A 19757-nucleotide genomic window follows, 5' to 3' on the forward strand; every position below is an offset into this window, starting at 1 on the left:
AGTGAAGGGGTGGGACTGATCGAGGTGGACAAGATCTAGCCACCGGACTGCCGGTGGCTTCGCCCGTGCGGGCATCCCGCACCGGTGAACGATCACTTCTCGACGCACGCGCGCGTCCGCCCTTGCCGGGCGTCGACGCGTGAAGCTCTCCGGCACGTTCGCGTTCCTGTCGACACGTACCTGATTCCCGTCGCGCCGCTCGGCGCTCGACGGAAGAGACGAGAGAACACAGCCATGCCCACCTCATCCGCCATCACCCTGCGCGACGTGACCTTCGAGTGGCCCGACGGCACCGTCGCGCTCGACCGCGTCAACGGCACCTTCGGCACCGACCGCACCGGCCTGATCGGTCGCAACGGCGCCGGCAAGTCCACCCTGCTCCGCCTCATCGCCGGCGAGCTCTCCCCGACGTCCGGGAAGATCGACGCCGGCGGCGAGGTCGGCTACCTGCCGCAGACGCTCACGCTGCGGCCGGACACGACCATCGCCGACCTGCTCGGCATCGACGGCATCCTCGCCGCGATCCGCGCGATCGAGGCCGGCGAGATCGACCAGCGTCATTTCGACGCGGTCGGCGACGACTGGGACATCGAGTCCCGTGCCGACGAGGCCCTGCACCAGATCGGCTTCTCCGCCGCGGACCTGGACCGCCGCGTCGCCGAGATCTCCGGCGGCGAGGGCATGCTGATCGCGATCACCGGCCTGCGCATCCGCCGCACCCCGATCACGCTGCTCGACGAGCCCACGAACAACCTCGACCGGGCCACCCGCGCCAAGCTCGCCGAGTTCGTCGACCAGTGGCCGGGGACCCTCGTGGTCGTCAGCCACGACCTCGAGCTGCTCGACCACATGGACAGCACCACCGAGCTGTACGCCGGGACGCTGAGCACGTTCGGCGGCCCCTACAGCGCCTGGAAGGAGCACCAGGAGCAGGAGCAGGCGGCAGCTCTTCAGACTGCTCGGTCAGCCGAGCAGGCGCTCAAGGTCGAGAAGCGGCAGCGCATCGAGGCCGAGACGAAGCTCGCCCGTCGCGAGCGGACTGCCAAGAAGACGCAGAAGGACGGCGGGATCCCGAAGATCCTCGCCGGCAACCGGGCCAGCAAGGCCCAGGCGTCCGCCGGCTCGCTCCGCTCCACGCTCGACGACAAGGTGAAGGCCGCCCAGGCCGCCGTCGACGCAGCCGGCGCTCGCGTACGCAACGACGAGCACATCCACCTCACCCTCCCCGACCCCGGAGTGCCGCGCGGCCGGCGGATCGCGGAGCTGGAGGACGAGGGCCGGACCGTCGTGATCCAGGGGCCGGAGCGGGTCGCGCTGATCGGCGCGAACGGCTCCGGCAAGTCGACCCTTCTCTCGCATCTCGTGAGGGGTGACGACCCGGTGCCGGGGCGGCCGCGCGGACGGCTCCTCACCGATCTGGTGGGTCTCCTCCCCCAGCGCCTGGACGGCCTCGACGACGAGGCCAGCGCGATGGAGAACGTACGCAGCGTGGCACCGGACCTGCCGCCGGGCACCGTCCGCAACCAGCTGGCCCGGCTCCTCCTTCGGGGCGACAGCGTCGACCGCCCGGTGCGTACGCTCTCGGGCGGCGAGCGCTTCCGGGTCTCCCTCGCCCGCCTCCTCCTGGCCGACCCGCCCGCCCAGCTGCTGATCCTCGACGAGCCGACCAACAACCTCGACATCACCAGCGTCGAGCAGCTCGCCGAAGCCCTCGACGCCTACCGCGGCGCGCTGCTCGTGGTCAGCCACGACTTCGGGTTCCTGGAGAGGATCGGCATCGACACCGTCATCGAGCTCGACGGCGCCGGGAGGATGCACCGGCGTCGTGACCTGGACGGACCGGCCGTACCCCTCTAGACCCTGGCCACCAGCGCACCTCCGGTGGTGACGAGCCGGCGGGCCCGCCTCGATCCCTATACCCCTTTCTGGCGACGCCCCACTGCCGAGGCGGACGTACCGTCACGAGGGGAGAGAAATCGATGTCGCAGACGACAGAGCAGTTCGCGATGGACCCGGCGGGAAGGACGCCACTCGAGGTCGCTGAGAGGCTAGGTGTCGATCCGGCTCGAGGGCTGAGCACCGAGGAGGCGGCCCGCCGGCTGGCCGAGCACGGCCCGAACCAGCTGGCGGAGGGGAAGAAGGAGTCCGGGCTGCAGGCATTCCTGCGGCAGTACCAGGACTTCATGCAGATCGTGCTGCTGGTCGCCGCCGCGGTGAACCTGGTCGTGACCGGGGATGTCGGAACCTCGCTGGTGCTGGCCGGGCTGACCCTCTTCAACGCCGTGATCGGGCTGCGGCAGGAGGCCAAGGCAGAGGAGAGCGTCGCGGCGCTGGCGCAGCTGATGAAGACGGTCGCGCGGGTGCGGCGCGACGACCAGGCCGTGGAGATCGACGCCTCGGAGCTGGTACGCGGCGACGTGGTGCTGGTCGAGGCCGGCAACCGGGTGCCGGCCGACGGCCGGATCACCCTCGCCGCCACTCTCGAGATCGAGGAGGCCGCTCTCACGGGCGAGAGCCTGCCGGTGGGCAAGTCGACCGACCCGGTGCTCGGGGAGGACGTGCCGCTCGGCGACCGGACCTGCATGGCGTACATGAACACCTCGGTGACCCGCGGACGCGGAGAGATGGTGATCACCGCGACCGGGATGGACACCGAGATCGGGCACATCGCCGACCTGCTGGCCAACACCGAGGCGGACAAGACGCCGCTGCAGAAGCAGCTCGACGGGCTCTCGAAGATCATCGCGTTCATCGCGGCGGTCGCGCTGGTGTTCGTCGTGGTGCTCGGCCTGGTGCGGGGCGAGTCCTTCGACACCCTGTTCATCACCGGCGTCGCGCTGGCCGTGGCCGCGATCCCGACCGGCCTGCCGGCCGTGGTGACCGCCCTGCTCTCGATGGGCACCCGCGAGATCGCCAGGCGCAACGCGATCGTCAAGCGGCTGCCGGCGGTGGAGACGCTGGGCTCGACGTCCGCGATCTGCTCGGACAAGACCGGCACGCTGACGCTCAACAAGATGACCGCCCGGGAGATGGTGATCCCGGGCCAGAACGTGTTCACGGTCTCCGGCGAGGGCTACGGCACGTCCGGGGAGATCAAGCACGTCGGCGGGTCCCGGATCGACCTCGACCCCTACCTGCTGCCGATGGTGCTGTGCGCGGACGCGGTGCTCGACGGCGAGAGCCTGATCGGCGACCCGACCGAGGGGGCGCTGATCGTGCTCGGCGCCAAGGGCGGGCTCGACATCGACGGCACCCGGCGCGACTTCCCGCGGATCGCGGAGGTGCCGTTCGACTCCGAGTACAAGTTCATGGCCACCTTCCACGAGATGACCGGAGCCGACGGACGCCCGGTGGTCCGCTGCTACGTCAAGGGGGCGCCGGACGTCCTGATCGCCCGCGGCGGGTTCTACCGCTCCGCCGACGGTGGCGTCGTACCGGTGACCGATGAGAACCGGCACCTCGCCCTGGAGGCCAACGACCGGATGGCCGATTCCGGCGAGCGGGTGATGGTCGTGGCGCAGCGGGACTTCGAACCCTCCGGGTTCGATCCCACCGACGACCTGATCGGCCTGGTCAGCGACCTCACCCTGCTCGCGATGGTCGGCATCGTCGACCCGCCGCGTCCTGAGGCGAAGGCCGCCATCGCCGAGTGCCACTCGGCCGGGATCCGGGTGCGGATGATCACCGGCGACCACGCGACCACGGCCGCCGCGATCGCGAGGGAGCTCGGCATCGAGGGGCGGGCGATGACCGGAACCGAGTTCGCGGCGATGAGCGATGAGGACCTGCTGGCCCAGCTCGACCGGATCGGGGTCATCGCGCGGGTGGCGCCCGAGGACAAGATCCGGCTGGTCCAGCTGCTCAAACGCTCCGATAACGTGGTCGCGATGACGGGCGACGGGGTCAACGACGCCCCGGCGCTCAAGGCCGCCGACATCGGCGTCGCCATGGGCATCACCGGCACCGAGGTCTCCAAGGAGGCCGCGGTCATGATCCTCACAGACGACAACTTCGCCACCATCGTCAACGCCGTCTCCTACGGACGTACGCTCTACGACAACCTGGTCAAGTACCTCCGCTTCCAGATGTCCACCCTGGTCGCCTACATCGCGATCTTCCTGACCGCGGGGGTCCTCGACGTCGCCGGCGGGGTCCCTCTGAACCCGCTGCAGATCCTGTGGCTGAACATGGTCATCGACATCCCTATCGCGATCGCGCTCGGGTTCGACCAGGCCACCAAGGGGCTGATGGACCGCCCGCCCCGACCCGTCGCTGCCCCGGTGCTCTCCCGGTCCAACTGGGTCCGGCTGTGCGTCCAGGGCGCGATCATGACGATCGGCTCGCTGGTGGCCTACCAGGTCGGCGACGACCTGGACGGCGCCGTGGTCGCGGCGACCATGCTGCTCACCACGCTGTCGATATTCCACGTGGTCGCCGGCCTCATGTCCCGCGACCAGGTCGGCACCCTCTTCGACCGCGACGCGCTGCCCGGGATGGCCCAGCTGCGCCGCTACGGCGTCGCGGTGCTCGCCATCGTCGCGATCACCACGATCGATCTGCTCGAGCGCATCTTCGGCACGACAGAGCTGGACGGCCGGCAGTGGGGCATCTGCATCGCCCTGGCTGCCTCCTTGCTCGTCGTCGAGGAGGTCATCAAGCTCTTCCTCCGCCGGCGCCCCGCGTCCGGCGTCCTTCCGGGCCCACCGCTCGCACCGGCGGTGGCCACCTGACCCAGGAGCATCCATGTCGTTCAACCTCCGCAACCGCAGCTTCCTCAAGGAGCTCGACTTCACCCCGGACGAGCTCCGGTTCCTGCTCAAGCTCTCCGCCGAGCTGAAGGCCGCCAAGTACGGCGGCTACGAGGCGCCCCGGCTCGTGGGCAAGGACATCGCGCTGATCTTCGAGAAGACCTCGACCCGTACGCGCACAGCCTTCGAGGTGGCGGCCAAGGACCAGGGCGCGCACATCACCTACCTCGAGCCGAGCGGGTCGCAGATCGGCCACAAGGAGTCGATGAAGGACACCGCTCGCGTGCTCGGCCGGACGTTCGACGGGATCGAGTACCGCGGGTACTCGCAGGAGTCCGTCGAGATCCTGGCGCAGTACTCCGGCGTCCCCGTGTGGAACGGCCTGACCGACGAGTTCCATCCGACTCAGATCCTCGCGGACATGCTCACCATGCTGGAGAAGAGCGAGAAGCACCTCGGCCAGATCGCGTACTGCTATCTCGGCGACGCTCGCAACAACATGGGCAACTCGCTCATGGTCGGGGGCTGCAAGCTCGGCATGGACGTCCGGCTGTGCGCGCCCGAGCATCTGTGGCCGGCCGACGAGCTGGTCGAGTCCTGCCGTGACATCGCCGAGCGCACCGGGGCGCGGCTGACCCTGACCGCCGACGTGGACGAGGGTGTGTCCGGAGTGGACTTCCTCTACACCGACGTCTGGGTGTCGATGGGCGAGGACAAGAGCGTGTGGAAGGAACGGATCGAGCTCCTCAAGCCCTACCAGGTCAACGCCGACGTGGTCGCTCGCACCGGAAACCCTCGGGTCAAGTTCATGCACTGCCTGCCCGCGTTCCACAACCGGGAGACGAAGGTCGGTGAGGAGATCTACCAGACCTACGGCCTCGACGGGCTCGAGGTGACCGACGACGTGTTCGAGTCCGAGCGCTCCATCGTCTTCGACCAGGCCGAGAACCGGATGCACACCATCAAGGCCGTCATGGTCGCGACCTTGGGTTCCTGAGGAGGCGGGCATGCGCGTGGTGGTCGCTCTGGGTGGCAACGCACTGTTGCGGCGCGGCGAGCCGATGACGACGGAGGCGCAGCGCCGCAACGTGGCGAGGGCGGCGCCGGCGCTGGCCGCGATCGCCGCTGACCACGAGCTGGTGATCTCCCACGGCAACGGTCCCCAGGTGGGCCTGCTGGCGCTGCAGTCGGCTGCGTACCACGGCGCTGAACCCTCCACGCTGGACGTGCTCGGTGCGCAGACCCAGGGCATGATCGCGTACGTCCTGGAGCAGGAGATGCACAACGTCTTCCCTGCCACGGAGCGGTTCGCGACGATCCTGACGATGGTCGAGGTCGACGGGGAAGACCCCGCGTTCGCGAACCCGACCAAGTTCGTCGGGCCCGTCTACACCGAGGAGCAGGCCCGGCGGCTGGCGGCGGAGAAGGGGTGGCCCGTCCGCCAGGACGGCGAGTCGTGGCGTCGGGTGGTGCCGTCCCCGCGACCGCAGCACATCTTCGAGCTGGACGCGATCCGGGTCCTGCTCGACCTCGACGTCGTCGTCATCTGCGCCGGCGGAGGCGGGATCCCCACCCTGGTCACCGACGTCGACGGCAGACCGCGCCTGACCGGCGTCGAGGCGGTCATCGACAAGGACTTCGCCACCGAGCTGCTCGCCCGGGAGGTGGGTGCCGACCTGTTCGTGATGGCCACCGACGTCGACGGCGTCTACCTCGACTGGGGCACACCGGACCAGAAGCGCCTGTCCACCGTGACTCCCGAGGAGCTGCGTCGGCTGGAGTTCCCGGCCGGATCGATGGGACCGAAGGTCGAGGCGGCGGCCGCATTCGTCGAGGCCACCGGCAAACGGGCCGCGATCGGAGGCCTCGCAGACATCACCGATGTGGTGGCGGGCAGGGCGGGCACCCAGGTCGTGCCGGCCGGAGCGAGAGAGGAGGAGCAGCGATGACAGCGTTAGGAGTGCACTCGGAGGTCGGTCGTCTCAGGCAGGTCATGGTGCACCGCCCGGAGCTCAGCCTCCAGCGGTTGACGCCGTCCAACCACGACGATCTGCTCTTCGACGACGTCTTGTGGGTCGAGCGTGCCCAGTACGAGCACGACCAGTTCGTCGAGCGGATGCGGGAGCACGGCGTCGAGGTCTTCCTGCTCCAGAACCTGCTGGCGGAGGCGCTGGCCGCCAGCGACGAGGGCCGGCTGCGCCTCATCGAGGTGGCCGCCTCGGAGTACACCGTCGGCCTCTCGCTCGTCGACGAGGTCAGGACGGTCCTTGCGGACATGAAGCCCACCGCACTGGCCACCCATCTCATCGGTGGGCTGACGGTGGCCGAGTCGGGGCTGGACCTGGCGAGGTACCGTCAGCGTTCGCTGCCCGCGGCGGCCCTCGACGACGAGAGCATGTTCGTGCTCCCACCGCTGCCGAACACCCTGTTCACCCGGGACTCCTCGTGCTGGATCTACGGCGGGGTCTCGATCAACCCGATGTTCTGGCCGGCGCGGCGGCTCGAGGCATACAACGTCGCGGCCATCTACCGCTACCACCCGATGTTCGCGGAGGCGGACTTCGACTACTGGTACCCGCACCTCGGTGACGACGGCAGGTTCGAGGCACACGACTTCGGCCGCTCCTCCCTGGAGGGAGGCGATGTCCAGCCGATCGGCAACGGCACCGTGCTGATCGGGATGAGCGAGCGCTCCCAGGCGCGGATGATCGAGCAGGTCGCCGCCGCCCTGTTCGACAAGGGGGCCGCCGAACGCGTCATCGCGGCCGTGATGACCAAGGACCGCGCGCACATGCACCTGGACACGGTGTTCACCATGCTCGACCGCGACAAGGTCACCGCCTACCCCCGGGTGGTCGGCGGCGTACGGGCGATCAGCCTCCGGCCGGGCAGCAACGGGCAGCGTTTCCACGTCACGGAGGAGGACTCGTTCCTCGGTGCCGTGGCCGACGCGATGGGTGTCCCGAAGCTGCAGGTCGTGGAGACCGGCGGCGACGCGTACCAGCAGGAACGGGAGCAGTGGGACGACGGCAACAACGTGGTCGCGCTGGAGCCGGGCGTCGTCGTCGCCTACGAGCGCAACACCTACACGATCGCGAAGATGCGCGCGGCCGGCGTCGAGGTGGTCACCATCGAGGGGTTCGAGCTGGGCAAGGGCCGCGGCGGTGGCCACTGCATGACCTGCCCGCTGACCCGGGACCCGGTCTGAGGGGGCGTCATGTACTCCGAGCTGCCCCGCTGGGTCATCGTCGTCGCTGTGCTGGCCTGTGTCGTCGGGCTGATCCTCTGGGCCCGCGGGCCGGTGCACCACCACGGCCGGTACGTCGGCTCGCTGGGAGCTGACCAGGTGACGATCGTCGTCCGGGACGGCGTCTAGGAGGCCGCGATGGCCCACGTGGCTGAGGGTCCGGTGGAGGACGGAGCGGCGGGACGCGGGCCTCGTCCGCCGACGCTCCTCGACGCGCTGCTGCCGATCTTCGTGCTCATCGCGTTGCTCGCGCTCACCATCATCGTCTTCGGGATCGACGCCACCAACGGGCCGCTCCAGGTGGCGCTGCTCATCAGCGCGGCCTTCGCGAGCCTGATGGCGTTCAAGAACGGCTACACGGTCGCAGGCGTTGCCGAAGCCGCCGTCGGCGGCGTCACCTCTGCCATGGGTGCGATCTTCATCCTGCTCGCGGTCGGATCTCTGATCGGCACCTGGAACATGGCCGGCACCATCCCGACGATCGTCGACTACGGCATCGCGATCGTGAGCCCGACCTGGTTCTACCTCACCACCGCGGTCGTGTGTGCACTCGTCGGGATGGTCACCGGCAGCTCCTGGACCACAGCCGGCACCTTGGGCGTCGCGTTCGTCGGGATGGCCTCGGTGATGGGCCTCTCGGAGGCGACGGCTGCGGGTGCGGTGATCTGCGGTGCGTACTTCGGCGACAAGATGACCCCGCTCTCGGAGACGACGATCCTCGTGCCCCGGCTCGTGGGCGGTGGGCTGACCGTGAGTGAGCACGTCCGGAACATGTTCTGGACCGCCGGTCCGGCCCTGGGGATCAGCCTGGTGATCTTCTTCTTCCTCGGCCTCAGTGCCGACCCGGACGCGGCGATCAGCACCGACACCGCACGCGAGGCACTGGGACAGGCGTTCGACATCTCGTTCCTCAACCTGCTGCCGCTGCTCCTGCTGGTGGTCTTCGCCGTGTTCAAGTTCCCACCGTTCCTCTCGATCCTGGGCTCGGCGCTCTTCGCGGGCATCCTGGCGCTGTTCACGCAGTGGGACGCGGTCACCGCGTTCGTCGACAACCCCGACTACGGCCCGTTCCTGACGGGGGTCCATGCCGTCTTCGCCGCCATGGCCACCGGCTTCGTCAGCGACTCGGGTGTGGAGCCCATCGACGAGCTGTTCTCACGGGGAGGGATGGCCAGCCTGCTCACCACGATCTGGCTGGTGCTCGGTGCCCTGTCGTTCGCGGCGGTCATGGAGCACGCAGGCTTCCTGCAACGCCTCCTGGAACCGATCGTCTCCCGTGCCCGCAGCCGCGGCTCCCTCGTCCTCGCCGTGAACTCCAGCGGCATCGGGCTCAACGTGATCGCCGGTGACCAGTACGTCGCCGTCGTGCTGCCCGCGCGCATGTACCGGCGCGAGTTCGCCCACCGTCGCCTGGCGCCACAGGTCCTGTCCCGGGCCGTGGAGGACTCCGGGACCGTGACGTCGGTGCTGGTGCCGTGGAACACCTGCGGTGCCTACATCTCCGGCGTGCTCGGCGTCTCGACCGCCGCGTACTTCCCGTTCGCCTTCTTCAACCTGCTCAGTCCCCTGCTGGACATCGCCTACGGGTACCTCGGGTTCAAGGTCCCGAAGGCCACCAGGGACTGGGCGGACGACGCCACCACCCCGCAGGACCCGGACCAGGACCAGGATCAGGACCAGGACCCAGAGGAGCCTCACCATGAGTGACCAGCCCGTGTCCCCCACGCCCGAGGCGGGACCCCGTTTTCGGCTGCCGTCGGCGTACACCATCCTGTTCGCGCTCATCGTGCTGATGGCTCTGGCCACCTGGCTGATCCCGGCGGGTGCCTACGACCTCGACCCGGACGGCGCCCCCATACCGGGGACGTACCACGAGGTCGAGGGGGAACCCGCACGGATCCTGACCGACTCGCTGACGGCACCGATCAACGGTCTCTATGGCATCGAGGACGACAAGGGGAACATCAGCTACTACAACAGCGGCGTCCTCTTCGGGGCGATCGACGTCGCCCTGTTCATCATCATCATCGGCGGCTTCCTCGGGGTCACGATGCGCACCGGCGCCATCCAGAACGGGATCGGCAGCCTCGTGGCGAGGCTCCGTGGCCGCGAGCGCTGGATGATCCCGATCCTGATGATGGTCTTCGCCCTCGGCGGCTCCACGTACGGGATGGCCGAGGAGAGCCTGGCGTTCTACAGCCTGGTCATCGCGGTCATGATCGCGGCCGGCTACGACGCGATGACCGGAGCCGCCGTCGTGCTCCTCGGGTGCGGCATCGGCACCCTCGGCTCCACCATCAACCCGTTCGCGACCGGCATCGCCTCCGGGTTCGCCGGCATCAACATCAGCGACGGTCTGCTGTCCCGGCTGATCATCCTGGTCGTCGGGCTGGCCATCGGGATCTTCTTCGTCATGCGCTACGCCGAGCGGGTCCGCCGCGACCCCGCCACGTCGGTCGTGCACGAGATGAAGGAGGCCAACGAGGGCCACTTCGCGGTGCAACAGGACGATGCCGGGGCGAGCGGGATGTCCGGGCGCGAGAAGTGGATCCTGATCACCTTCGGGCTGGCGTTCGGCCTGATGATGTACGGCGTCATCCCCTGGCAGGACATGGGCATCGGGCTGCCCACGCTGTGGTGGTGGTTCCCCGAGATGACCGCCCTGTTCATCCTCTTCTCCGTCATCATCGGCCTGATCGCGCGGATGAGCGAGACCGAGCTCACCGACTCCTTCGTCGCCGGGGCGCGCGACCTTCTCGGCGTGGCGCTCATCATCGGCATCGCTCGCGGGATCACCGTCGTGATGAACAACGGCGGCGTCACCGACACCGTGCTGAACTGGGCCGAGCAGGCGGTGGAGGGGCTCGGTTCCGTCGGGTTCGCGGTCGTCGCGTTCCTGCTGTTCCTGCCGCTCTCGTTCCTGATCCCGTCGTCCTCGGGACTGGCCACCGTCGCCATGCCGATCATGGCGCCGCTGGCCGCGTTCGTCGGTGTCCAGGCCGATCTGGTGGTCACCGCGTTCCAGAGCGCCAACGGGCTGATGAACCTCTTCATCCCGACCTCGGCGGTGGTCATGGGTGGCCTGGCGATCGCCCGGGTGCCGTACGGCACCTATCTACGCTGGGTGTGGCCGCTGCTGGCGATGCTGGGCGCGCTCGTCATCGTCGTCCTCGGCGTCGGTGCCCTGGTGTCCTGAGCTCGGATGCGTTCGTAGAGGGCCCGGTGGGCGACGGCGGCGCGCGCCCAGGTGTGATGCGCCGCGAGGTCCCGCCCGGCGGTCGGGTCGGGAGGCGTGTCCAGGACCTTGCCCAGCGCGAGGGCGATCTCCGCCGGCGTCGCGGCGTAGGCGACGGTCTCGCCGAAGACCTCGCGGAGCACGGGCAGGTCCCGCGCCACGACGGGTACGCCGGCGGCGAGCGCCTCCAGGGCCGCGAGCCCGAAGCCCTCCTTGGTCGACACCATCGCGAGTGCGCGCGCCTCGGCCACCAGGGGCGGGAGCTCGTCCTCCGCGAGCACGCCGGTGACGACGACGGGCACCCCCAGCTCGCGCGCCCGGGCGTCGAACGCGGCCCGGTAGTCGCGGTAGTCGAAGAGCGTCTCGCCGCCACCGAGGACCAGCGTCAGGTCCTGGTGGCGGGGATCGGAGGCGCGGAGCGCGGCGTACGCCTCGAGCAGGTCGAGCGAACCCTTGCGCGGCTCGATCCCGCCGAGCGCGAGCACGTAGCTGCCCAGGCGCTCGCGCCAGGCCTCGCGACCGGCCTCGTCGGCGGCTCCGGCGGCGAACCGGGTCGCGTCGACGCCGTTGGGGATGACGGTCGGGGTGAGCCCCCACCCGGCCGAGACCTCGTCGGCCACCGACTGCGAGACGCAGATCCGGGCGTACGGCTCGACGACCGCCTTCTCGTGGCACGCGGCGAGCTGCGGGGTGGTGAAGTGGTCGAGGTGGTGGATGGTGCGGAGGCAGGGCAGGGCGGCGTTGGCGCTGATGCAGTCCTGGGCGTGAACGATGTCGTAGTAGTCCCGCCGCCGCGCGAAGGCGGCTCTCAGCACGTCGATGGAGCGCACGATCCGCTCCCCCACGGTCTCCTCCTCGCGCGCTTCGAACGGCACGGCATGGACCGTGACGGCGGGCGCGACCGGGCGGAAGAAGGCCGTGTCGCCGTGCCGGCCCAGCGTCCAGACGTGCACGTCCTCGCCGAGCGCGGCCAGCGCCTCGGCGAGCGCCAGCGTGTGCACGACGCCGCCGCGCGGCCGGGTGGAGTAGGTGAGCAGTGCGATCTTCACAACGGCTTCCCCGGGAACGTGTACGCCGTCGGGGTCAGCTCCTTGAGGTGGTGCAGGACCCGCCGGGACCGGGAGACCTCCGCCTCGACGTCGATCTCCGCGACGGCGAGCCCGCCCTTGGAGGTGGTGCGGGCGAGGATCTCGCCGCCCGGCCCGACCACCTTGGCCTGCCCCAGGAACCGCAGGCCGCCCATCACCCCGGTCTGGTTGGAGGAGACCCAGACGACCTGGTTCTCAGCCGCGCGGGCCTGGTCGTAGAGGTCGAAGAGCCGCGACTGCCGGTCCTGCGGGAGCCGGGAGGCTCGGTCGGTGACCGAGGCCGGCCAGGCCGAGAGACAGGCGATCACCGAGGCTCCGTCGAGGGCGAGGGTGCGGGCCGCCTCCGGAAAGGTCTTGTCGTAGTCGATGAGCATCCCCAGCCGTCCGACCGGGGTGTCGAAGGCCGCGAACCTCTCCCCCGCCGCGTACACGAGCGACTCGCCGGCGGGCTGGTGCACCTTGCGGTGGCGTCCGAGGACCCCGTCACCGCTGAGGCACACGGCGGAATTGTAGAGCCGAGCCCGGCCCTCGACGACGGCCTCTTCGGCGTAGCCGAGGCAGACCACCATCTCGCCGGCCGCGGCGATCACCCGGCCCATCTCGAAGGAGTCCTCGGTCAGCGCTGGCGGCAGCGCGTGCGGGTCCGGATGGCGCAGGTCGGAGAGGTAGCCGCCGAGGGTTGCGTCCGGGAGGACCAGCAGGCCGACACCGTTGCGGCGGGCGTCCTCGACGATCCCCTCGAGCTTCGCGATCGCACGGGTCAGGTCACGCCCGAAATGGGCCGCGACCGCCCCGATACGCACCTTCGACATGGTCCTCAACCTATCCGTCGTCATCGGCCTGGGCCGTGGTTCCCTCAGGCCACCGCGGCCGAGGCGTCGAACGGGCCGGGAGAGTGCCGGCGAGCCAGGTCGGCGGCGCGCTCGGTGGTCTCGCCGGCTCGGCCGGTGATGACCCCGGTGACGTGCTCCGCGTCCGCGGCGATGCCGAGGTAGCGGCCCGATCCCCAGGTGTGCAGCCAGGGCAGGCCGAGGAAGTGGAGCCCAGGGACCGCCGTCACCCCGCGCGTGTGGGTCGGCCTCCCGGTGCCGTCGAAGACGCCGACCCGGACCCAGCGATAGTCGGGACGGTAGCCGATCGCCCAGATGATCGTGGTGATGCCGGCCTCGGCGAGGTCGAGTCCGGTGGGGTCGGACTCCGGCTCCCCGACCGGGCGGTACGCCTCGGCGGGTGTGACCTCGAGACCCTGCGCCGCGATGTGGGCGTCGATGTCGCGGCAGATCGAGCGGTAGACGTCGTCGGCGGAGTCGAGCGCGTCGCGCAGGGTCGGCGCGAGCGTGAGCTCGGTGCCGGCGCCCGTTTCGAGCCGCCCGTAGAGCCGCATGCCCTCGGCGGCGAACTGACGCAGGTCGATGTCGCGCCCGCCGTCGCGGCCGGTGACGTAGTGGTTGGTCTTCTCCCGCGCGGCGAGCCCGCCCGGGTAGCTGGTGACCGGGGTGTCATAGAGCCCCATCTCGGCCAGCCAGGTCATGCAGTCCCGCCCCCGGTGGAACCGGGCGACCCTGGGAGCGTCGCCGATCGCGAGATGCACCTGGCGTCCCTCCAGGTGCAGGTCCTCGGCGATCTGCGCCCCGGACTGCCCCGAGCCGACCACCAGCACCGCGCCCGGGCGAAGCCGCGCGGCGCTCTTGTAGTCCGCCGAGTGCAGCTGGTCGATGCCGGGGTCTAGCGCGGGAGCCCAGCCCGGCACGACCGGGACGTGGTAGCCGCCCGTGGCGACCACGACATGGTCGGCCTCCCAGGTCTCGGCGCCGTCAGGACCCTCGGCCTCGATCAGGAACCCGTCTCCGGCACACTGGGTCAGCGAGGTCACCCGGGTGTGCTCGCGCACCGGCGGACCGAAGGTCGGCGCATAGCCGGCGAGCCAGGACACCACCTCGTCGCGGGTCATGAAGCCGTCCGGGTCGGGGCCGGCGTACTCGTAGCCGGGCAGCCGGCAGTGCCAGTTGGGCGTCACCAGGGTGAAGTTGTCCCAGCGGGTGTCGGCCCACTCGTGACCGGCGGTGCCCGCCTCGAGGACGACGTGGTCCACGCCGTCCCGGACGAGGAACCAGCTGGCCGCGAGACCTGCCTGCCCGCCGCCGACGATCGCGACGGTGGTGCGGTGCGTGCTCATCGGGACTCCTGCGGGCTCGAGGTGGCGGGGAGGGGCGGATGCATGGCCAGGACGGTGACGGGCTGGCCCGGGGCGTACGCGGCGGCCGAGGCACGCAGCTGATCGGAGGTCGCCATCGCGCTGGTGCAGGCGAAGCCGAACTTCACCCGGACCCGCTCGGAGGCCGTGGCCAGAGCGGTGAGGCTGCGGTCGAGGAAGTCCTCGACGGCGTACGTCCGGCCGATCGTCAGGTGGTCGTGCACCACCAGCGAGGGCGAGTAGCAGTCCTCCACCTTTCCGTCCGGCCAGCGCACGGTGAAGGTCATCTCAGGCACGACCCTCACCCACCTGGGAGAGGGGCTCGGCAGTCGCCAGCGCGGAGGGGTACGCCTCGGGCCGGCGGTCACGAAGGTGGAACATCGCCCGGCGCGCCGTCGCCAGCGCGCTCGGCACGTCCAGCTCTGCCACGGCCATGCCGGCGCTCACGCCGGTGGTCGCCAGGAGGTCGCCTCCCGGACCGACCACCTTCGCGTTGGCGACGAACCGGAGCTTGCCGAAGGTCCCGTGCTGGTTGGAGGCCAGCCAGACCACCTGGTTCTCCAGTGCCCGGGCTGCGTCGAAGAGGTTGAACCGCTTCGTCCACCGGTCGTTCTCGATCGACGCGCTGGTGGCGGTGCGCGAGGCCGGCCACGCGGAGATGCAGGCGATGACCTCGGCGCCGTCGACGGCCAGCGCCCGCGCTCCCTCGGGGAAGGCCTTGTCGTAGCAGATCAGGGCACCGATCCGGCCCGCCGGAGTATCGACGCAGCCGAAGCCTTCCCCCGCCGCGTAGTAGAGGTTCTCCCCGAGCGGCTGGTGCACCTTGCGGTGGGAGCCGAGCACGCCGTCGCCGGTGATGATCGCCGCGGTGTTGTAGCGATCGGTCCCGTCGGACTCGCACAGGCCGACGACAACGGTCATCTCCCCGGCCAGCTCGGCGACCCGCTTGAGCTCGGGGCCGTCGATGTCCATCACGGGCGGGAGGTCCTCGGGCGTCTCGTCGTGGTCGCCGTCGCGCCCGGCCCCGAGGACGGAGAGGTAGCCGCCCAGGCACGCCTCGGGGAGGGCGAGCAGGCCGACGCCGGCTCGGCGGGCATCCTCGATGAGGCCGGCGATCTGGGCGAGGTTCTCGTCGACGTCGCGGCCGAAGCCGGCGCAGACGGCCGCGACGGCGGTGCCGCGGGATGAGCTGGTCGTGGTCATGTCGCGGGTCCTAGTCCGGTGACGGTGTGGTCGATCGCGTCGGTGACGGTGCCGTCCGGCCAGCGCAGGCCGACGCCTGTGCCGGGGACGAGCTCGCCGCAGACGGCGGAGGTGACGAAGCCGGGCAGAGCGGCCCGCGCACGGCCGGGCTCCTCGGCGGTGAGCATCGCGAAGCCCGGGAAGCAGGTGAGCCAGTCCGCGGTCGACGCCGCGGCCGGGGTGGGGACGGCGGCGACGTCGATGATCGCGCGGCATCCGCTGGCCTCGGCCAGCATGCCCGCGGTGCCGACGAGGCCGGCCATGCTGACGTCCTTGGCCGCTGCAGGTGTCAGCGCGGGTACGACCCCGGACAGCGCGCGCAGCTCGGTCGAGGTGCGATGCGAGGACGAGTCCCACTGCCGGCCGCGGTAGCCGGGCCGCCATCCTCCACCCAGGTCCGCGCTGAGCCGGAGACGGTCGCCCGGTGCTCCCCCACCGCCCGGAACCGGTCGTTCCGCACGTCCCAGCGCGGTGACCGAGAGCGCGGCCGGGACGCCGAGCTGGGTGTGGCCGCCGAGGACGGGCACGCCCCAGGCCTGCGCCGCCTCGGCCAGGCCGCGCACGATCCGCCGGGCGAAGGAGGCGTCCCGGGCGCCGATGGCGTCGAGCAGGCCGACCGGCTCGGCGCCCATCGCGGACAGGTCGTTGACGTTGACCAGGACCGAGCACCAGCCGGCCCACTCGGGGTCTCGCTCGACCATCGAAGGCAGGATCGCGTCGCAGGCGGCGACCAGGTCGCTGCCCGGGACCGGCGCGCCGTCGTCACCCCGGAAGCCGGGAGTCGAGCGCCCGACCAGGGCGCCGACCAGGTCACCCAGCGGCGACTTGGTGGCCTCGGAGAGCTGCTTGATGCGTACGAGCGGCCATTCCATGACCACGTGCGTCATCTCGTGCAGGTGGATCCGCTCCCGCGGGATCCAGCCGAGCCTGCGGAACAGGGCCTCGTTGCGCGCCTGGACGGTCGCGTCGAAGCGGAGCGCGCCCGCCTGCTCGGCCGCGGCGCAGGCCGCCCGGACCAGTGCCGCACCCACGCCCAGGAGCTGTCGCGCGTCCTGCTTGACCGCCAGCCGGCTGCCGCGCCACCAGCCCACATCAGGTGCGTCCGGCCGCGCTGGGTGGAGCCGCACGCCACCCAGCACCTCGCCGTCGTCGGCCCGGGCCAGCAGGACGATCCGGCGGGGGTCGTCGTCGACGTCGTCGAGGTCGGAGCCCGCGAAGAGGCCCTGCTCGGTGACGAAGACCTCGCGGCGGAGTCGGAGATAGGCCTCCAGATCGGCCGCAGACCCTGCCACGACCACGGTGTAGCCCTCCAGACTGGGCGAGCGGCGTGCCGCTCCGGCCAGGATGACGTCGGCGAGAAGCTCGGTCATGCCGACTCCTCCCCGCAGGCGCCGAGTGCCGAGCAGGCTCCGCACGCAGCGCAGCCGGCGGCCTGGTCGGTGCCGGCCATCCCGGCCCGGCGCAGAAGTGCCGCGACCCGGGAGGTGACCCGGTAGACGTCGGCGTGCGGTGGCGCCGGGACGCCGTCGACGTCCTTGGCGAGGGTGCCGACCAGCGGGCGGTAGGGCACCACGAACGGGTAGACGCCCATGGCGATCAGCTCCTCGCAGCCGGCGACCAGCTCGTCGGGGTCCTCGCCGAGGCCGACCAGGAGGTAGGTCGAGACCTGGTTCCAGCCGAAGACCCGGACCGCCTCGGCCCAGGCGGCCCGGTATTCGCTCAGCGGCACCGCTCCCTTGCCCGGCATCCAGCGCAGCCGGGCCGCCTCGTCGAGAGACTCGACGTGGATGCCGATCGAGCGAGCGCCCGCGTCATAGAGCTCCTGGATCGAGGCCAGATCACCCGGCGGCTCGCACTGCACCTGGATGGGCAGGTCCGGCACCGCCTCCCGCACCGCCCGTACGCAGCGAGCCAGATGCGTCGCGCCGCGGTCGCGGCCTCGGGAGGTGCCGGTGGTCATGACCATCTGGGTGACACCGTCCAGCTCGACCGCCGCCCTGGCGACCTCGGCGAGCTGGGCCGGCTGCTTGACCGCGACCGTGGAGCCCTGGCTCAGCGACTCCTCGATCGCGCAGAAACGGCAGCGCTCCTCGACGTCGTAGCGGGCGCAGGTCTGCACCACGGTCGTGGCGAGCACGTTGGCCGAGTGCAGTCGGGCGATCTTGTCGTAGCCGACGCCGTCGGCGGTGACCAGGTCGTAGAAGCGGGGGCGGGCGACGGCCTCGACGCCGAGACCGGTGTCGGCCCCGTCGAGGAGCAGCTTGCCGCCGCGTACGGAATAGGGGCTGCGGGGGTTGAGCGGGATGGCCGCGCCGACCCCGTCCAGGAGGACATGGCCGTCGTCGCTCGGGCCCGCGCCCGAGCGGCGGGCGACGGGGGCGTCGAGCAGGCGGATCCCCTGGATGGCGACGTCGACGCGGGTGCTGGACGAGATCGGCGAGGTCATGGCCGGTCCCTAGAGGTTGTAGGTCGAGTTGATGATGGCGCCCTTGCGGGCGTAGTGGATCAGCGCGTCCTGGACGTCGAGCGGGTGCGAGGGCACGACGCCCTCGATCAGGTCCTCCTCGCGCAGGCCGTGGAGCCCCATCCCGAAGCGGCAGCAGAAGACCGTGCCGCCCTCCTTGATGAACGTCTCGATCGCGCCGTTGGTGTTGAGCTCCCCGGGGAAGCCGGCGTCGCCCATCGTCGGGAAGCCGCGCGAGGCCATGCACGCGAGCGTGCCCGGCCCGTAGAAGTAGATGGCGGACTCGAAGCCCTTGCGAAGGGCCCGGGTCGCCTGCAGGACGGCGACGAAGCTGACCGAGGACTCGTGCGGGATGCCGTGGACGAGGGTGAAGTAGGTCTCCCCCTCCTCGGCCTGGTAGTCGGGGAAGATCTTGGTCGAGCCGTAGATGTTGGTGCCCGGCTGCTGCGAGGGGTGCGGGATCTCGCCGAGCGACTTGGCCATGTTCTCGGCGATCTGGGCGTCGATGTCAGCGGTGTCAGTGGTCACGGGGGTCTCCAGAGAGGTCGGATGGGCGATGCGGGAGGTGGGGCAGGGTGGGGGCGAGCTCGTCGTCCTTGACGAGCAGCCGGCGGCGGAACCGCCGGTCTCAGCCGTAGAGGGCTGAGAAGTTGTGGTGGAAGAAGGCATCGGCGAGCTCGCCGTCGCCGGCCGCGGCGGCCAGCCGGGCGTGCTCACCGGCGAAGTCACCCCAGGGCGCGTCGGTGGCGAAGAGGATGCGGTCGTGCCCGACGCCGCGGCGCTCGATCTCCTGCACCAGCCAGGCAGGCGCGAAGCCGATCGCCCAGCTGGTGTCGGTGTAGACCTGCATCCCCGCCTCGATCCAGTCGAAGAGGCGGCCGCCGATGAGCTTCATGTGGCCGCTCATCCCGCCGCCGAGATGCACGAGATGGAGACGTACGTCGCGGGCATAGCGCTCCACGAGCGTGCCGATCTGGTCGACGTCCGAGGCGGCACCGGGCGAGGTGTGCACGTGCACGGTCAGGTCGTGCTCGCGGGCGGCGGTGAAGACCTTGTCGAGCTGCTCGAGGCAGTCGGGGTCGGTGGGGTGGCCGCCGAGGAGAAAGCTGGTCTTGAGCGCCGCCACGCCCTCCTCGCCGGCGAGGGCGAGGGCCGCGTCGTTGCGGGCGGAGTCGCCCGGCTTCGGGGAGACCCACAGGCCGCACCGGATCCGGTCGTCGCTCTGGGCGGCCTCGATGGCCAGGTGGTTGAGGCCGAAGGCGGCGTCGGGGTCAGGCACGCCGTAGTTCGGCAGCACCAGCGCCCGCTCGATCCTGTCGGCGTCGAGGTCGGCGACCAGCTCCTTCACGGTGGCGCGCGCGGTCACATCGGCATTGATCGCCGGACCCCCGTAGAAGGGGTACGCCGGCAGCCGGCCGATGTGGCGGTGCGCGTCGCGGAGGGGCTTGGTCATGGGATCAAGCCTTTGGGCCAGGCGTTTCTGGCTGGTTACGCCTGGAATACGGAGTGCGCGTCAGCTCGTAAGTTCGAGGTAACGCG

At 70.6% G+C, this 19757-nt stretch carries 17 protein-coding genes; 8 read left to right on the top strand and 9 right to left on the bottom strand.

Annotated elements, in window-relative coordinates; genetic code table 11:
• The first annotated feature begins 234 nt into the window (after positions 1–234).
• The 8 genes from ACFU7D_RS09335 to ACFU7D_RS09370 all read left to right on the top strand — a co-directional run bounded on the left by ACFU7D_RS09335 (position 235) and on the right by ACFU7D_RS09370 (position 11191).
• On the top strand, positions 235–1857 hold the full coding sequence (locus tag ACFU7D_RS09335; protein ID WP_378866079.1) for an ABC-F family ATP-binding cassette domain-containing protein: 1623 nt from the start codon (positions 235–237) through the stop codon (positions 1855–1857).
• Between the two features lie 122 nt (positions 1858–1979).
• Positions 1980–4730 carry a cation-translocating P-type ATPase gene (locus ACFU7D_RS09340; protein ID WP_378866081.1) on the top strand — a complete coding sequence of 917 codons (2751 nt, stop codon included), beginning with the start codon at positions 1980–1982 and terminating at the stop codon, positions 4728–4730.
• Between the two features lie 13 nt (positions 4731–4743).
• Positions 4744–5745 (top strand): ornithine carbamoyltransferase, encoded by a 1002-nt coding sequence (argF, locus tag ACFU7D_RS09345; RefSeq protein WP_378866084.1) that lies wholly within the window; start codon positions 4744–4746, stop codon positions 5743–5745.
• Between the two features lie 10 nt (positions 5746–5755).
• Entirely contained in the window at positions 5756–6697 is a 942-nt protein-coding gene (arcC, locus tag ACFU7D_RS09350; protein WP_378866086.1) for a carbamate kinase, read from the top strand.
• A 44-nt stretch (positions 6698–6741) separates the two neighbouring features.
• Positions 6742–7956, top strand: coding sequence for an arginine deiminase (locus tag ACFU7D_RS09355; RefSeq protein WP_378866144.1), 1215 nt, complete (start codon positions 6742–6744; stop codon positions 7954–7956).
• 9 nt (positions 7957–7965) lie between these two features.
• Positions 7966–8124: a hypothetical protein gene (locus ACFU7D_RS09360; RefSeq protein WP_378866089.1), complete on the top strand. Its 159-nt coding sequence runs from the start codon at positions 7966–7968 to the stop codon at positions 8122–8124.
• A 9-nt stretch (positions 8125–8133) separates the two neighbouring features.
• Positions 8134–9702, top strand: coding sequence for a Na+/H+ antiporter NhaC family protein (locus tag ACFU7D_RS09365; RefSeq protein ID WP_378866091.1), 1569 nt, complete (start codon positions 8134–8136; stop codon positions 9700–9702).
• Positions 9695–11191 carry a YfcC family protein gene (locus ACFU7D_RS09370; RefSeq protein ID WP_378866094.1) on the top strand — a complete coding sequence of 499 codons (1497 nt, stop codon included), beginning with the start codon at positions 9695–9697 and terminating at the stop codon, positions 11189–11191. Before ACFU7D_RS09365 ends, ACFU7D_RS09370 begins: the two co-directional genes overlap by 8 nt.
• Here the strand turns inward: ACFU7D_RS09370 and ACFU7D_RS09375 are convergent.
• The 9 genes from ACFU7D_RS09375 to ACFU7D_RS09415 form a co-directional block, all read right to left on the bottom strand.
• Complete coding sequence (locus ACFU7D_RS09375; protein WP_378866096.1) at positions 11107–12279, bottom strand: MSMEG_0565 family glycosyltransferase; 1173 nt, start codon at positions 12277–12279, stop codon at positions 11107–11109. The two genes, ACFU7D_RS09370 and ACFU7D_RS09375, sit on opposite strands and share 85 nt — an antisense overlap.
• Entirely contained in the window at positions 12276–13130 is an 855-nt protein-coding gene (locus ACFU7D_RS09380) for a carbon-nitrogen hydrolase family protein (RefSeq protein ID WP_378866099.1), read from the bottom strand. Before ACFU7D_RS09380 ends, ACFU7D_RS09375 begins: the two co-directional genes overlap by 4 nt.
• Before the next feature lie 44 nt (positions 13131–13174).
• On the bottom strand, positions 13175–14494 hold the full coding sequence (locus ACFU7D_RS09385) for an MSMEG_0569 family flavin-dependent oxidoreductase (protein ID WP_378866102.1): 1320 nt from the start codon (positions 14492–14494) through the stop codon (positions 13175–13177).
• Positions 14491–14799, bottom strand: a complete 309-nt coding sequence (locus ACFU7D_RS09390) for an MSMEG_0570 family nitrogen starvation response protein (RefSeq protein WP_378866147.1) — start codon at positions 14797–14799, stop codon at positions 14491–14493. Before ACFU7D_RS09390 ends, ACFU7D_RS09385 begins: the two co-directional genes overlap by 4 nt.
• A 1-nt stretch (position 14800) precedes the next feature.
• Entirely contained in the window at positions 14801–15715 is a 915-nt protein-coding gene (locus ACFU7D_RS09395) for a carbon-nitrogen hydrolase family protein (RefSeq protein WP_378866105.1), read from the bottom strand.
• Entirely contained in the window at positions 15712–17124 is a 1413-nt protein-coding gene (locus ACFU7D_RS09400) for an MSMEG_0567/sll0787 family protein (protein WP_378866108.1), read from the bottom strand. Before ACFU7D_RS09400 ends, ACFU7D_RS09395 begins: the two co-directional genes overlap by 4 nt.
• A complete protein-coding gene (locus tag ACFU7D_RS09405) occupies positions 17121–18200 on the bottom strand; it encodes an MSMEG_0568 family radical SAM protein (RefSeq protein WP_378866111.1) in 1080 nt (359 codons plus the stop codon). The genes ACFU7D_RS09400 and ACFU7D_RS09405 overlap by 4 nt, the downstream gene beginning before the upstream one ends.
• Before the next feature lie 9 nt (positions 18201–18209).
• Positions 18210–18746 (bottom strand): MSMEG_0572/Sll0783 family nitrogen starvation response protein, encoded by a 537-nt coding sequence (locus ACFU7D_RS09410; protein ID WP_229787631.1) that lies wholly within the window; start codon positions 18744–18746, stop codon positions 18210–18212.
• 100 nt (positions 18747–18846) lie between these two features.
• Complete coding sequence (locus ACFU7D_RS09415) at positions 18847–19671, bottom strand: amidohydrolase family protein (RefSeq protein ID WP_378866115.1); 825 nt, start codon at positions 19669–19671, stop codon at positions 18847–18849.
• Between the last annotated feature and the right edge of the window lie 86 nt (positions 19672–19757).

This window comes from Nocardioides sp. NPDC057577 (assembly GCF_042801335.1).
Lineage (GTDB): Bacteria > Actinomycetota > Actinomycetes > Propionibacteriales > Nocardioidaceae > Nocardioides.

Bases quoted from the DNA above. Each gene is read 5' to 3' on its own strand.
- ACFU7D_RS09335 (WP_378866079.1), top strand. From the start codon at position 235: ATGCCCACCTCATCCGCCATCACCCTGCGCGACGTGACCTTCGAGTGG.
- ACFU7D_RS09340 (WP_378866081.1), top strand. From the start codon at position 1,980: ATGTCGCAGACGACAGAGCAGTTCGCGATGGACCCGGCGGGAAGGACG.
- argF (WP_378866084.1), top strand. From the start codon at position 4,744: ATGTCGTTCAACCTCCGCAACCGCAGCTTCCTCAAGGAGCTCGACTTC.
- arcC (WP_378866086.1), top strand. From the start codon at position 5,756: ATGCGCGTGGTGGTCGCTCTGGGTGGCAACGCACTGTTGCGGCGCGGC.
- ACFU7D_RS09355 (WP_378866144.1), top strand. From the start codon at position 6,742: ATGGTGCACCGCCCGGAGCTCAGCCTCCAGCGGTTGACGCCGTCCAAC.
- ACFU7D_RS09360 (WP_378866089.1), top strand. From the start codon at position 7,966: ATGTACTCCGAGCTGCCCCGCTGGGTCATCGTCGTCGCTGTGCTGGCC.
- ACFU7D_RS09365 (WP_378866091.1), top strand. From the start codon at position 8,134: ATGGCCCACGTGGCTGAGGGTCCGGTGGAGGACGGAGCGGCGGGACGC.
- ACFU7D_RS09370 (WP_378866094.1), top strand. From the start codon at position 9,695: ATGAGTGACCAGCCCGTGTCCCCCACGCCCGAGGCGGGACCCCGTTTT.
- ACFU7D_RS09380 (WP_378866099.1), bottom strand. From the start codon at position 13,130: ATGTCGAAGGTGCGTATCGGGGCGGTCGCGGCCCATTTCGGGCGTGAC.
- ACFU7D_RS09385 (WP_378866102.1), bottom strand. From the start codon at position 14,494: ATGAGCACGCACCGCACCACCGTCGCGATCGTCGGCGGCGGGCAGGCA.
- ACFU7D_RS09390 (WP_378866147.1), bottom strand. From the start codon at position 14,799: ATGACCTTCACCGTGCGCTGGCCGGACGGAAAGGTGGAGGACTGCTAC.
- ACFU7D_RS09395 (WP_378866105.1), bottom strand. From the start codon at position 15,715: ATGACCACGACCAGCTCATCCCGCGGCACCGCCGTCGCGGCCGTCTGC.
- ACFU7D_RS09400 (WP_378866108.1), bottom strand. From the start codon at position 17,124: ATGACCGAGCTTCTCGCCGACGTCATCCTGGCCGGAGCGGCACGCCGC.
- ACFU7D_RS09405 (WP_378866111.1), bottom strand. From the start codon at position 18,200: ATGACCTCGCCGATCTCGTCCAGCACCCGCGTCGACGTCGCCATCCAG.
- ACFU7D_RS09415 (WP_378866115.1), bottom strand. From the start codon at position 19,671: ATGACCAAGCCCCTCCGCGACGCGCACCGCCACATCGGCCGGCTGCCG.